This is a genomic window from Martelella sp. FLE1502 (assembly GCF_053484255.1).
In genome coordinates, this window is record NZ_JBAKFQ010000002.1 from 189,527 (window position 1) to 203,023 (window position 13,497).

Sequence of the window (13,497 nt, forward strand, 5' to 3'; positions counted from 1 at the left end):
GTCTGAGGCGTAATTGCATGTTTACACCAGAATCGTGAAGTCGCCTTCGCATGGCCAACGAAAGGTTACACATCAACCGAGACTCCGGGTGGAAAGTCCCAATTGAGGTGCAACATTTTCACACAAATGCCCGAGGCTCGCTCTCAAGCGTAACCGACAGGCGATCAGCTCTGGTTCGTGTCGACGCGGGCGATGACCGAGAGGCCGGGAGCGAGCTTATCGGCATCGTTCTGATCGGGATCGATTTCGATCCTGACGGGGACGCGCTGGGCGACCTTGGTGAAATTGCCGGTGGCATTGTCCGGCGTGATCACCGAGAACTGCGAGCCTGAGGCCGGCGAGAAGCTCTCGATATGGCCGGTGAAGGCCTCGCCGTTCAGGGCATCGACGGTGAAGGTGACCTTCTGCCCCGGCTTCATGCCGCTTAGCTGGGTTTCCTTGTAGTTCGCGATCACCCAGCGGCTGTCCGGCACAAGCGCCACGAGCTGGGCGCCGGCGGTAACATACTGCCCCTCGCGCGCCTTGACCTGGCCGAGCGTGCCATCGCGCGGGGCGGTGATCTTCGTGTTTTCCAGGTTGATTTTAGCAAGCGCGCGCGCAGCCTCGGCCGCGGCCACGCTGGCTTCCAGGGCGCGGCGGTTGACGATCGTGGTCTGCAGCGCCTCCTTGGCGACCGCGACCTTGGCATTGGCCTGCGCGACCGCGGCTTTCGCCTGATCGAGCGTTGCCCGCGCCTTGTCCATGTCGCTGCCGGTCGAAAGCTCTTTGGCGCTCAGACGCTCCATGCGCTCCCATTGCGACGTAGCGTTTTCGAGGCTTGCCTTGGCGCTTTCGACGCCGGCTTCGGCCGAGCTGATATTGGCCTTGGCGGTCTTTTGCGCCTGTGCGTTGGCATCGAGCGCGGCCTCGGCCGAGCGCAGGCTGGCCTCGGCCTGGGCAAGCTGCTGGCTATAAATGCGGTCATCGAGACGGACCAGGAGATCGCCCTTTCTGACCGTCTGGAAATCGGTCACGGGGACTTCGGCCACAAGGGCGGAGAGCTGCGGCGAAAGCAGCGTGACCTTGCCCTGGACATAGGCGTCGTCGGTGCGTTCCACCGACCCGTCGAAGGGCGGCAGGTTCCAGGCGAACAACAGGGCGACGATCCCGGCAATGCCGATGGCGAGCGTCAGATAGGTGGCGAATGAGCGGAGAATGCGTGTCATCTTGAAATATCTTTTCGGTTGTCAGGCGGTCATACCAAGGATCAGCGATTAGAACCCATATGACCGGAGCGATTTTGAAAGCCGGCTAGGCGAAAGCCGCAGACGTAGCCATAGCTACGGCGAGGATTTTCAACGACGCAGGCTTTCAAAAGCGCCCGGCCCCGAAGGGGTGCGGCTGGAATGGCCCCCGAGGGCGTCAAAATCCTCGCGCGATGCTCAAGCATCGCTCTGCGGTGTTTTCCTACTCGGATGGCCATTCCAGCACGCATCATAAGGGTCCTAATCGCTGATCCTTGGTATAAGCCCCTCGGCGGCGGCGCGCTTGTGTTCCCATGTCTCGAAGGCGACATCGACGATGAGAACGACAAGGGCGACGCAGGCCAGAAGGCAGAGGAAACGGAAGGCGTCGTTATAGGCGAGCACATAGGCCTGTTGGCGCACCTGGCTTGCAAACTGGACCGCGCCTTCGGCCTTTCGCACCACCGTGTCGCCGATGGTCGCGCCATAGGCCCCGGCAAGCTGGGCGATGCGCTGGCTGACGAGCGGATCGCCGGCGGAAAGATCCTGCGCAAGTGCTGCGGAATGGATCTGCTCGCGCCATGTGACGAAGCTTCCAAACAGGGCCGAGCCCAGTATCCCCCCGATGCGCTGGGTGGTGAGGAACACGATAATGAAGCTCAGGAGATAGTTGGGGCCGCGTTTGAGCGCCGCCATGATGCCGACCAGCATGGCAGGCGGCAGATAAAGGCCCGAGGCAAAGGCGATCAGGGTCTGGCTCAGATACATCTGCGAAGGCCGGGTCAGGCTGGTGGAATGGCTGTCGAGCCAGGTTCCGATAATCAGCAGCACCAGCGCGAAGCCATGCATGGCGGCAACCCGCCCGGGCTTCAGCAGCATGGCGCAGGTCGCGCCGGCCGCGATGGTGGCGAGCAGGATGACGATATAGAGGCCGCGCAGCTGCTCGTTGCCCAGCCCGAGCATCATGAAAAACGCCCGCGCGCCGCTCGACTGCTCCGAGAGGATGATGCGGAAGATCAGCAGCGCACCGGTGAAATGGATGATCTCGGCGGAGGTGATCCACCTGATGTCCAGCAGCGGGTTCTCCCGGTGCGTCTCCATCAGCACCATGATCGTCAGGCAGGCGACGCCGAGGATCATCAGCCAACCGATCCAGGGCTTTTCCGTCCACCAGTAAATCCTCCCGACCGTCAGCGCGACGGTGAGCGCGCCCATGCCCACGAACAGGAAGCCGAAGGCGATCAGGTCGTTGCGGCTGATCACCTTGACCCGTTCGCCCGACACCAGAGGCAGCTTGTAGATCAGCGCGAGCGAAATCAGGGCAAGCCCGATCTCGCAGATATAGAGCCGCTGCCAGCCGCCATGGTCCAGAAGCACCGGCGCCATCAGCCCGGCAAGCGGCGTGCCGAGCGAAATCACCGTCATCGCGGCGCAGATGCCGATCGAGAACTTCTTCTCGCGCGGCAGTCCCTCGAGCATATAGAGGATCGCGATCGACGACATCGGCGCGGCGGCCACACCGGCAAAGAAACGCACGATGATCGCGGACTGATAGCTGTCGGTCCACAGATGGCAGAGACTGATCAGCACATAGAGAACGATCGAATACTCGGCGAAGCGGCGAATACCGAATTGCTGGCGCATCTTGAACAGCATCAGCGTCAGGCTGGCATTGGGCACCAGATAGGCGGCAAGCAGCCATGTCGCCTCCGCCGTCGTGGCTTTCAGCGGGCCGGCGATCTGCTGGATCGACACGGTGATGAATGACATGCCAAGGGCTTGGGTCAGGCCGACGACGGTTGCGGCGAACATGTAGAGCAGCAATTGCGGCAGCGGCTTCGGCGGCTGCATCGGCGGCGCGCCCGGATAAAGCGGCGGTGGGTTAGCCGGTTGTTCGTCCGGCGCTTCGGCGGTCTTCTCTTCCGGCCCGTCGCGCAGTTCGGCGCTCTGGACGACGCTCATGGTTCGCGCTCCATCCGTTCGATGCGTCCCACGATCGCGTGCAGCAGGCTGGTCGCGTCCTTCAGCGCTTCTTCGTCTTCAGGAACGAAGAAGGCGCCGATAAAACTGGCGCGTTCGGCAAGCAGCTTTTCGGCCATCGCCCTGCCATGCGGGCGCAGGCGCACCAGGTTGACCCTGCGGTCATCCGGGTCGGGCACGCGCTCGATCAGATCGAGCTCCGCCATCCTGTCGAGCATGCGCACCAGCGTCGGCTTCTCAAGTTCCAGTTCGCAGGCAAGCGCGCTCTGATTGCAGCTCTCGCTTCTGGCAAGCAGGGTCAGCACGCGGGCGCGCGAAAAGGTCAGCCCCAGTTCCGCAACCCGCGCATTGTAAAGCGTGCGCATCTTGCGGCTGGCAACGCCAAGCGCCTCGATAAAGGCGATCTGCAATTCGGTGGATGTCTGGGTCATGTCGATAGGTCGCTATATGTTAGGTAGCTATTAGTTAGCATACTACATATAAATTTGACAAATGCAAGACCGGTGTCTTTGTCCGGAAAAAGGTCATCACCTTTCGCATCGCGACCTCGACCTTTGTGTCGCCATCAGCATCTCGGGCGCGATCCAGCACCTCGCCGGCATGAAGGACTCCAAGGTGATCGTCGCGCTCAACCTCCTCCCTGAGGGCGAAACTGGCGGCAAGGTAAATCAGTGATGAAACACGGTCATGCGCAGGCCGGGCACAGCTCCGGTCAATTGATGGGGGGCGACCGATGAGCGCAACGAGCATGCGCAGGGATATCTGTGAAGACCCTAAGCCGAGATCGGCGCAGATACGTCGAGGAGAAGGCTGGCAAGGGAGCGCTTGATCTCGTTGCCGAGAAGCCGTTCCGGCGGGGAAATACCGGAGGACGCGGACATGATGACGCCGATCTTCAGATTGAGCAGCACCTCCTGCTGCAGCGGAACGAAACAGAGCTTGCCCTGCTGGATTTCCTCGTAAAACCCGATCTGGGTATAAACGCCGAGGCTGCGACCGGCCAGGATCATGTGCTTGGCGACATGCAATGTATCAGTGAAGCAGTTGGTTGAGAGTGACGGCGCAAACCCCGCAAGCGCCTGATCGATGATCGAATTGCGTCCGCGCGCATCGACCGTGCGCACCAGCTTCAGACCGGAAAGATCGCCGATCGACAGGCTCGAACGGGTGGCGAGTGGATGGTCGGAACGCATGATGATCCCGATCGGCGCGCCCTTTTCCGAAATGACCCTGACGTCGGGATGAAGGTCGAAGGTGAAGGTGATACCGATATCGCAGGCACCGCTCGCCACCGCCTCGGCGATCTCGTCCGGCTGCGCCGTGGTCACCGAATAGGTGACCTGCGGATAGACGCTGTTGAAATCGAGCAGGATGCGCGGCAGCAGACCGTAGGTCACGGAATCGATGGCACAGATATTGATGTGACCAGAGCGCAGATCGCGAATATCGTCCAGCATCATCTTGGTGCGCTCGTAGCCGTTCAGCGTCTCGCGACAATGTTCCAGCACGATCCGCCCGGCATCTGTCAGGGTCACGCCCTCGGGCGTGCGCTCCAGCAGACTCACGCCGATCGTCTTTTCCGTGGCGATGATCTTCCGGTTCACCGTGGTCGAGGAGACGTTGAGAACGGCCGCAGCCTTGCGGATCGACCCCTGGCGGGCAACCTCGTCGAAATAGCGCATGAATGTCGAATGCATCGGGCGCTCCGCCACAGGTGGTGCATTTTATGCCTCACTGTTAGCAGGTTTTTGCACTTTTTGCAGCGCCGTATGCTCCGTACACTTCTGGCACTGATAACCGGCAGGGGAACACCGGGTCAGTGCATCAGCAACCAGTGGCAGGGAGAACATCGATGCCGCACTCCATTCTGAACGGCCTCAGCCGCCGTTCGCTTCTGAAATCCATGGGCGCAGCCGCCGGCCTTGCCGGCGCTGGCAGCCTGATTTCCATCACGCCGTCGCGGGCGGCCGACACGTTCAAGGTCACCATGCAGCTCGGCTGGCTTGCCTCGAACGGCAATCTTGGCGAGATCTGCGCCAACAAGCTCGGCTATTTCGCCGAGGAGGGCCTCGAATTCGAGATCATTCCGGGCGGGCCGAACATCGACGGCGTCGCCTCCGTCGCCTCGGGCCGCGCCAATCTCGGCCAGGTCTCGTCCAGCCCCTCACTGATGCTGGCGCGCGCCGCCGGCATTCCGGTCAAATGCATCGCCGCCGGCTATCAGCAGCATCCCTACACCTATTTCTCGCTGAAAGAGACACCGATCACCAAGCCGGAAGACATGATCGGCAAGAAGATCGGCACCCAGGCCACCGGACGCATTCTGTTCAGGGCGCTACTCGCCAAGAACAACATTCCGGAAGATCAGGTCGAACTGGTCATCATCGGCTCCGACATGAACCCGCTGATGACCGGCCAGGTCGACGCGATCACCGGCTGGAAAACCAATGTCAAGGCGCTGGAAATTCTGGGCGATCAACGCGTCGACATGACGCTCTGGGACGCCGGCATCAAGCTTTACGCCAATCCGTTCTACGTGACGGACAGCACGCTTGCCGACCACGGCGACAAGGTGGACGCGATGATCCGCGCGATCTCGCGCGGCTGGGGCTTTGCCCGCGAAAATCCGGACAAGGCGGTCGACTATCTGGTCGAGGCCTATCCAAATTTCGACAAGGCCGCCGAGATGGAAGCCGTGCCGCTGGTGCTCGACTATTCCTTCAACGAAGCCACCAGGGAAAACGGCTGGGGCACCATGACCAAGGAGAACTGGCAGGACCAGATCGACATCTACCAGGAACTCGACCAGTTCGAGGGCGGTGCGCCGACCGTCGACGAGGTCATGACGCTCTCCGTTCTGGACGCCACCGCCGACACGCGGCCAAAGCTGGGGTGATCGCCATGAACGCGTCAAACGCGGCGATGGCATATCGGGAGGCAGGCGCTCCGGCGCCTGCGGCTCGGCTGCGCAACGCCTCCGTGAAGTTCGGCGATTTCACCGCCATTCAGGATCTGAGCCTCGATATCGGCGAAGGCGAGTTCTGGACGATCCTCGGCCCGTCTGGCTGCGGCAAATCCACGCTGCTGCGTCTCGTCTCCGATCTCATCCCGCCGGCATCCGGCGAGGTGAGCGTGTTCGGCAAGTCGACCGAGGAAGCACGGCTTGCCCGCGAATTCGCCTTCGTGTTTCAGGATGCCAGCCTGCTGCCGTGGCGGAGCGCGCTGAAGAATGTCGAACTGCCGCTCGAGGTCGGGCGCAGCCGTGGCATCAAGCTTCCGATCAGCGACAGGACCCCGCGCGAACTGCTGGAGCTTGTCGGGTTGAAGGGCCGGGAGGACGCATTGCCGCACGAGCTTTCCGGCGGCATGCGACAGCGCGTGGCGATTGCCCGCGCACTGGTCTGTCACCCCAAGTTGCTGCTGATGGACGAGCCCTTCGGCGCGCTCGACGAGATGACCCGCGACCATCTGAACTTGCAGCTCCTGAAGATCTGGGAGGAGACCGGCGCGACCATCCTGTTCGTCACCCATTCGATCCCGGAGGCCGTGTTTCTCGGCCAGAAGGTGCTGATGCTGCAGGCCCATCCGGGCCGGCTGCGGAAGATCGTCGATATCGATATTCCCGGCCCCCGTTCAATTGCCCAGCGCGAAACGCCGGAGTTCATCCGCCATGCGGCGGAACTGCGCCAGACACTGGAGACATGCTGATGGCGATCTCTCAGATGTCCGCCGATATGGAAATGCGCGATAATGTCGCCGCGATCCGCGCGGCCCGGCTGTCGCGGCTGATTTCGGTGGCGATACCGGTCGGCACCGCGATCCTTCTGCTTTTGATATGGCAGGCCGGCGTCCGGCTTTTCGGCGTGCCGTCCTATATCGCGCCTGCGCCCAGCGACGTGGTGCTCGTCTTCGTCAAGGATTTCGCAACGCTGATGGCCAATTTCTGGCCGACTTTGCTTGAGGCGGTTTTGGGTTTCCTTGTCGGCAATCTGGTCGCGGTGCTGATCGCGATCGCCTTCGTGCATAGCCGGATGGCCGAACGGGCGTTCTTCCCGCTTGCCGTGTTCATCAACACCGTTCCGATCCTGGCGATCGCGCCGATCCTGGTGCTGATTTTCGGCTCGGGGCTGACGGCCAAGGTGATGATTGCGGCGTTGATCTGCTTCTTTCCGACGCTGGTCAACATGGTGCGCGGCCTCAATTCGGCAAGTCCGCAGATCCTGGAGCTGACGCGGGTATTGTCAGCGTCGAAATCGGAAGTGTTCTGGAAGGTGCGCCTGCCCTCGTCGCTGCCCTTCCTGTTCTCGGCGTTGAAGATCGCGGCAACCACCTGCGTCATCGGCGCGATCGTCGGCGAATGGGTGGGAGCCAATCTGGGGCTCGGGGCGCTGATCCTCGACGCCACCTTCAATTTCCGCTCCGCGCTGCTTTACGCGACGGTGTTCCTGTCTTCGGGGCTGTCGGTGCTGCTGTTTGCCGCCGTGACGCTCGCCGAACGCCTGATCGTGCGCTGGTAGGAAAACCTCAACCGGAATTTCAAGACGGGCGACATGCCCGGGGAAGAGCTGTGCCAAGATGAAAGAGACATACGGACATATAGCCCTGAAACGGGACGAGCAGATACCGGTGGTCGCCGATTGCGATGTGGTCGTCATCGGCGGCGGTCCCGCGGGCGTGAGTGCTGCGGTTTCAGCCGCGCGCAACGGCTGCTCGGTCACGCTCATGGAGCGCTATCACCATCTCGGTGGCATGGCCTCCGGCGGCATGGTTCTGGTGCTGGACGACATGGTCAATGACGGCAACGAGATCGTCACCACCGGCATTGTCTCCGAGTTCGTCGACCGGATGGCGGCAGAAGACGGCGCGGTCTATCCCCCGCCGGAAGACTGCCTGACGAACTGGGAGATGTGGCGCAAATGGGCGCGCTGGGGGGCGATCGACTTTCACAAGACCGGCATGCCGCAGCCAATTATCCACGCCGTCGCCTTCGATCCCGACTGCTGGAAGCGGACCAGCCTGAACCTGGTGCGCGAGGCCGGCGTCAACCTCCGCCTCCATTCCTGGTTCTCCGAGGCGCTGGTGGAGGATGGCAAGGTGACGGGCGTCATCTGCCAGACCAAGGTTGGACGCCAGGCGATCCGCGCGAAGATGGTCATCGATGCCAGCGGCGACCTCGATGTCGCCGCCTCGGCGGGCGCGTCTTTTCTCACGGGCCAGTATATCGTCACCACCGTGTTCCGGCTTTGCGATGTCGATACCGAAAAGGCCAAGGCCTTCGAGTTCGAGCATCCGGAGGAATACAAGGCGCTCGACCGGCAGGTGCGCCGGGTTATCGGCGGGGCCTGGGGCATGTGGTGGCTGAAGACCCCGTTGCCCGGCATCGTCTGGTGCAACTGCCCGCATATGCCGGGCTATGACGGGCTGTCGCCGGAGGACATGCTGGCCGCCGAGGTCGAAGGCCGCGAGCGGATGATGAAGCTGCTGCACTTCGTGCGCGCCAACCTGCCGGGCTTCGAGAACGCCAAGATGCTAGGCGCCGCCGAACAGCTAGGCATCCGCCAGACCCGGTTGCTGCAGGGCGAATATGTCGTCACCCGCGACGACGTGAAGAGCCGCCGCCACTTTGCCGACAGCGTCTGCCGCGGCCGCGACTACTATACGCCCTACCCCGCCCTGCTGCCGAAGGGGATCGACAATCTGATCGTCGCCGGCCGTCACTATTCGGTGGAAAGCGAGGCCCAGAAACTCTCCCGCGAGATTCCGCCCTGCATGGCGCAGGGCGAGGCGGCGGGTGTCGCCGTTGCCGTGGCGCTCGAACAGAATGTGGCGCTGCGCGACGCCGATGTCGCGACCATTCAGAAACGCATGCGCGCGCAAGGGGCCGATCCCGGCGATATCCCCTCGGCGAACGCCCGCGTTGAAAACACCGCTGCAGCAGAATGAAAGACAATACCATGAATACCGATAGCCTTCCCCTTTCCGGCATCCGGGTGATCGACTTCACCCAGGTGATGCTCGGTCCGTGCGCCACGCAGATGCTGGCCGATTTCGGGGCGGACGTGATCAAGATCGAGCGTCCGGGGGCCGGCGACCTGTCGCGCCATTTCTTCGACGACCACACCGAGGCCGGCCGCAACAATGCCGTCTACTGCTCGCTCAACCGCAACAAGCGCTCCGTCGAGATCGACACGAAGACGGCGGAGGGCAAGGCGATGGTCTATGATCTCGTGCGCCAGGCCGATGTCGTGGTCGACAATTTCCGTGCCGGGGTGATGGACAGGCTCGGCTTCGGCTACGAGGCGCTGAAGGCGATCAACCCGAAGATCATCTGCGCGTCGGGCACGGGTTTCGGTTCGACCGGCCCTTATGCCCACAAGGGCGGCCAGGATGTGCTGGCGCAGGCGATGACCGGTGTGATGGAAAAGACGTCCGACCCCTCGGTCCCGCGCTCGATCTATCCGACCACGCTCTGCGACTACACCGCCGGCATGCATCTGGTGCAGGGCGTGCTTGCCGCGCTCTTCTCCCGCGAGAAGACAGGCCACGGCCAGCGCGTCGAGGTTTCGCTCTACGACTCCATGATTGCCATGCAGATGCAGGAAGCCGCCCAGTGGAACAAGCACCGCGCCGTTTTGAACTGGGCCGCGATGCCCCTGACGGGCGTGTTCGACAGCACTGACGGCGCGCTGGTGATCGTCGGCGCGTTCAAGGCCAATCCGCTGCGCGACATCTGCGCCGCGTTGGGGATCGAGGACCTGTCGCCGACCTACCCCAACCTTGCCAGCCAGCGCGCCAACAAGCCGTACCTGCAGAAGCGCTTCGCCGACGCGATCGCCACCAACACCACCGCCCACTGGATCGAGCGGCTCGAAGGCCAGGATCTCCTTTGCGCGCCGGTGCGGGCGCTTGGCGAGGCGCTTGCCGATCCGCAGACTGCCATCAACGACATGCTGATCGATTTCGACCATGATCTTCTCGGGCCGCTGACCCTCGTTGCCTCGCCGGTTCACCTCAGCGATGCGCCCGTGCTGCTGCGTCACAAGCCGCCCAGGCTCGGTGAACACACGGCGGAGGTGATCGCCGAGTTCGGCCTTGACGCGAAAGTAAGGGCAGCCGGATGAGCGTTCTGTTCGACATCGAAGACCATGTCGCCCGGGTTATCATCAATCGTCCCGAGCGGATGAATGCCGTCGATCAGGCGACAGAGGCGCGGCTTGAGGAGATATGGCAGGCAATCGAGACCAATCCCGATATCCGCTGCGTGGTGCTGACGGGAGCGGGAGACCGCGCCTTTTCCGCGGGCGCCGACCTCAAGTCGGGCTCCGGCGCTTCGGGCCTCGAATACTGGGCGCGGATGAACCCGAACGGCTTCGGCGGCATCGCTCTGCGCCAGAGCCTCACCGTGCCGGTGATCGCCCGCGTCAACGGCGTGGCGCTTGGCGGCGGGCTGGAAATGGTGCTCGGCGCCGATATCGTGATCGCCAGCGACACCGCCCGCTTCGGCCTGCCCGAGGCGAGGGTCGGCCGCCTGCCGCTCGATGGCGGCATGGTCGCCCTGCAACGGCTGATCCCGCGCAACATCGCAGCCGGCCTGATGATGACCGGGCGGATGATGAGCGCCGCCGAAGCGCATGCCGCCGGCTTGGTCAACGCCGTCGTGCCGCCCGAAAGCCTCGATGCCGAAGTCGAAGCCTGGGTCGCCGATATCCTGAAATCGGCGCCCTTGTCGGTCAAGGCGATCAAGGCGACCCTGCGCAAAACCGCGCATCTTACGCCCATGGAAGCCCGCGCGCTGCAGACGCCGGAGCTGATCGCAGCGCTGGTCTCGGAGGATTCCGAGGAAGGGGTCGCCGCCTTTCGCGAGAAACGCGCCCCGGTCTGGCGCGGCAGATAGGCTTGCCATGGCGCTGGTGATCAAGAGCGAATGCATCGACATCAAGGACGGCGTCTGCGCCACCGTCTGTCCGGTCGACTGCATCTATGAGGGCGGTCGGATGTTCTACATCCATCCGACCGAATGCATCGAATGCGGCATGTGCGAGAGCATCTGCCCGGTCGATGCTATCCGCTACGACGATGATCCAGGGGCAGATATCGCCCGCTTTGTCGAGATCAACCGCGCAGTTTTCGACGACGGCAATGGTGGGCTGAAGGAGCCGGGCGGCTGGGCAAAGAGCGCGCCGCCGATCGACGATCATTCCATCGTCCGTGATTGGACAATAAAAAAGGAAAATTCGACATGAAAGGTATTGTCGCCGCGGTTCCGACGCCTGTGGACCATCAGGGAAGGGCGCTCAAGGAGCCATTCCTGGAACATTGCCGCTGGGCGCTCGCAAATGGTTGTGACGGCTTGAACATCCTCGGCACCACGGGCGAAGCGAATTCGCTCGGCATCGGGGCGCGCAAGGCGGTCATGCGGTGGGCGGCGGAAGCCTTCGACCCCGCGCGGCTGATGGTGGGCACCGGCCTTCCCGCCCTTGCCGATACGCTCGACCTGACGCTCTGCGCTGCCGAGATGGGCTACAACATCGCGCTTGTTCTGCCGCCCTTTTATTACAAGCCGGTGAGCGATGACGGGTTGTTTCGCTGGTACATGGCGCTTGACGCAGCGCTTGGCGAAAGTCCGATCGCGGTCTGGTTCTACAATTTCCCGCAGATGACCGGCGTGCCGATCCCGGTGGACGTCGTCGCCCGCCTCGCCGCCGCCCGACCCGAGCGTTTTACCGGCATCAAGGATTCCTCCGGCGATCTCGCCTATTGCCGAAACCTGGTGGCCGCTGTGCCGGGTCTTTCCGTGTTTCCAAGTTCCGAAACCGCTCTTGCCGAGATCGAGGCGTCGGGCTTTGCAGGCTGCATTTCCGCGACGGTGAACATTTCCGCGCCGCTCTGCGCCCGCTATATGGCCGCCCCGGACGACGCACTCGCCGGCGCGATTGTCGAAACCCGCAAGGCGATCGCCGCCCACCCGCTGGTGCCTTCCGTCAAATATCTCGTCGGCAAGCGCCGCGGCAATCCTGTCTGGCAGAATGTCCTGCCGCCGTTCACGCCGCCTGACGAAACCGCACGCGCCGCCCTCGACACCGCCGTGCTTGAAAACCCATGAAAGGCAAAAAGACATGGCCGATGAAGCAACATGGTCCGCGCGCTTCCGGGCGCTCTGTGATGAAACCGCCTCGTGGTCCGAGGACCGGGACTTCAAGGTCGGCGCGGTCATCGTCGGGCCGGGCCATGAGGTCCGCGCCACCGGCTATAACGGCCTGCCGCGCGGCGTCTCGGATCATGATGCCGCCCGTTTCGACCGGGCGAGCGGCGAGAAATTCTTCTGGATCGAACATGCCGAGCGAAATGCCGTCTACAACGCCGCCCGCTCCGGCGCGGCTCTTGCGGGCTGCACCATCTATGTCAACCGCTTCCCCTGCGCCGACTGCGCCCGCGCCATCATCCAGAGCGGGATCACGTGCGTCGATTGTCCCCCCAAGCCGGAAAACGATGGCAAGCTGGATCACAGCTTCGATGTCTCGGAAACGATGTTGCGCGAAGCAGGCGTTCGTTTGCGCAGCGCTGATGCGCCGTAGGGCTGGGGACCGGTGCGTTAATCCCGGGGAGTGACCGTTACGCCAGGCCTGCGGCGGGAGCGTTTGAGCCGTTCGAAAGCCGCGCTGAGGTGGGAGGTCACAGAGGAGCGCGCCCATCGCTCGTTGCGGGCCCGCAGCGCGTGCAGAATATCCTCGTGCTGCTGAATGCTCTCCTGGATCTCGTTGTCCGAGTAGATGTAGAATCCGCCCAACAGTTTGGGATATTCCAGCAGCGAGGTGCCGAAATTGCGCAACCGTGCGCTGCCACAGGCCTGATAAATCTGCATGTGAAATTCATGGTTCACCGACTGGACGATGTCCCTGAAATTACGGGCTTTGCCTTCAAACGCGCGAGCGATGTCGCGGTTCATCTCTTCCATTTTTGTGATATCGGCATCCGACATGTTGCGCGTCGCCCAGGCGGCGGCCAGTCCTTCCGCGAGAATGCGCAGCTCGAAGATTTCCTCGATATCATTGTCGGTCCACTGACTGACCACGGCGCCGCGCTTCGGCGCGGCCTCAAGCAGGCCTTCCGTGATTAACCGCTGAAGCGCTGCCCGGACGGGAGTGCGGCTGACATGCAGTTCGGCCGCGATATGTTCTTCCCGCAGTTTTTCCCCGGGTGAGAAGTGGCCCGCGATCAGCCGGCGTCTCAATTCCGTGTGTACATCGTCACTGACGCTCATGCGACACCTGACCTTATCATTCAACTCTCGTAG

The 13,497-nt window shown here is 62.7% G+C and carries 15 protein-coding genes; 10 read left to right on the plus strand and 5 right to left on the minus strand.

Translation table 11 applies throughout. The annotated features are described in order from the left end of the window. Positions 1-164: 164 nt before the first annotated feature. The 3 genes from V6767_RS02735 to V6767_RS02745 all read right to left on the minus strand — a co-directional run bounded on the left by V6767_RS02735 (position 165) and on the right by V6767_RS02745 (position 3,634). Positions 165-1,205, minus strand: coding sequence for an HlyD family secretion protein (locus V6767_RS02735; RefSeq protein ID WP_448472012.1), 1,041 nt, complete (start codon positions 1,203-1,205; stop codon positions 165-167). A 279-nt stretch (positions 1,206-1,484) separates the two neighbouring features. Continuing rightward, a complete protein-coding gene (locus V6767_RS02740) occupies positions 1,485-3,185 on the minus strand; it encodes an MFS transporter (RefSeq protein ID WP_448472013.1) in 1,701 nt (566 codons plus the stop codon). Beyond that, the gene (locus V6767_RS02745) at positions 3,182-3,634 is read right to left on the minus strand and encodes a MarR family winged helix-turn-helix transcriptional regulator (protein WP_448472014.1); all 453 of its coding nucleotides are present in this window, start codon (positions 3,632-3,634) and stop codon (positions 3,182-3,184) included. The genes V6767_RS02740 and V6767_RS02745 overlap by 4 nt, the downstream gene beginning before the upstream one ends. A 61-nt stretch (positions 3,635-3,695) precedes the next feature. Here V6767_RS02745 and V6767_RS02750 point away from each other — a divergent pair, with 61 nt between their 5' ends. Then, positions 3,696-3,878, plus strand: coding sequence for a hypothetical protein (locus V6767_RS02750; protein WP_448472126.1), 183 nt, complete (start codon positions 3,696-3,698; stop codon positions 3,876-3,878). A gap of 98 nt (positions 3,879-3,976) precedes the next feature. Here V6767_RS02750 and V6767_RS02755 read toward each other — a convergent pair whose 3' ends face one another. Beyond that, positions 3,977-4,900, minus strand: coding sequence for a LysR family transcriptional regulator (locus tag V6767_RS02755; protein WP_448472015.1), 924 nt, complete (start codon positions 4,898-4,900; stop codon positions 3,977-3,979). Between the two features lie 155 nt (positions 4,901-5,055). Here V6767_RS02755 and V6767_RS02760 point away from each other — a divergent pair, with 155 nt between their 5' ends. From V6767_RS02760 to V6767_RS02800, 9 genes are read left to right on the plus strand one after another with little or no spacing between them, the layout of a single operon-like run. After that, positions 5,056-6,099, plus strand: a complete 1,044-nt coding sequence (locus V6767_RS02760; RefSeq protein ID WP_448472016.1) for an ABC transporter substrate-binding protein — start codon at positions 5,056-5,058, stop codon at positions 6,097-6,099. Between the two features lie 5 nt (positions 6,100-6,104). Then, positions 6,105-6,911 carry an ABC transporter ATP-binding protein gene (locus V6767_RS02765; RefSeq protein ID WP_448472017.1) on the plus strand — a complete coding sequence of 269 codons (807 nt, stop codon included), beginning with the start codon at positions 6,105-6,107 and terminating at the stop codon, positions 6,909-6,911. Beyond that, positions 6,905-7,720 (plus strand): ABC transporter permease, encoded by an 816-nt coding sequence (locus tag V6767_RS02770; protein ID WP_448472018.1) that lies wholly within the window; start codon positions 6,905-6,907, stop codon positions 7,718-7,720. The genes V6767_RS02765 and V6767_RS02770 overlap by 7 nt, the downstream gene beginning before the upstream one ends. 58 nt (positions 7,721-7,778) lie before the next feature. Beyond that, positions 7,779-9,146, plus strand: a complete 1,368-nt coding sequence (locus tag V6767_RS02775; protein ID WP_448472019.1) for an FAD-dependent oxidoreductase — start codon at positions 7,779-7,781, stop codon at positions 9,144-9,146. An 11-nt stretch (positions 9,147-9,157) separates the two neighbouring features. Then, entirely contained in the window at positions 9,158-10,324 is a 1,167-nt protein-coding gene (locus V6767_RS02780; RefSeq protein ID WP_448472020.1) for a CaiB/BaiF CoA transferase family protein, read from the plus strand. Continuing rightward, positions 10,321-11,097 (plus strand): enoyl-CoA hydratase-related protein, encoded by a 777-nt coding sequence (locus V6767_RS02785; RefSeq protein WP_448472021.1) that lies wholly within the window; start codon positions 10,321-10,323, stop codon positions 11,095-11,097. Before V6767_RS02780 ends, V6767_RS02785 begins: the two co-directional genes overlap by 4 nt. A 7-nt stretch (positions 11,098-11,104) precedes the next feature. Continuing rightward, the gene (locus V6767_RS02790) at positions 11,105-11,446 is read left to right on the plus strand and encodes a 4Fe-4S dicluster domain-containing protein (protein ID WP_448472022.1); all 342 of its coding nucleotides are present in this window, start codon (positions 11,105-11,107) and stop codon (positions 11,444-11,446) included. After that, positions 11,443-12,306, plus strand: a complete 864-nt coding sequence (locus V6767_RS02795) for a dihydrodipicolinate synthase family protein (protein WP_448472023.1) — start codon at positions 11,443-11,445, stop codon at positions 12,304-12,306. The genes V6767_RS02790 and V6767_RS02795 overlap by 4 nt, the downstream gene beginning before the upstream one ends. 13 nt (positions 12,307-12,319) lie before the next feature. Continuing rightward, positions 12,320-12,778, plus strand: coding sequence for a deoxycytidylate deaminase (locus V6767_RS02800; RefSeq protein ID WP_448472024.1), 459 nt, complete (start codon positions 12,320-12,322; stop codon positions 12,776-12,778). Between the two features lie 17 nt (positions 12,779-12,795). Here V6767_RS02800 and V6767_RS02805 read toward each other — a convergent pair whose 3' ends face one another. Continuing rightward, on the minus strand, positions 12,796-13,464 hold the full coding sequence (locus V6767_RS02805; RefSeq protein ID WP_448472025.1) for a GntR family transcriptional regulator: 669 nt from the start codon (positions 13,462-13,464) through the stop codon (positions 12,796-12,798). Between the last annotated feature and the right edge of the window lie 33 nt (positions 13,465-13,497).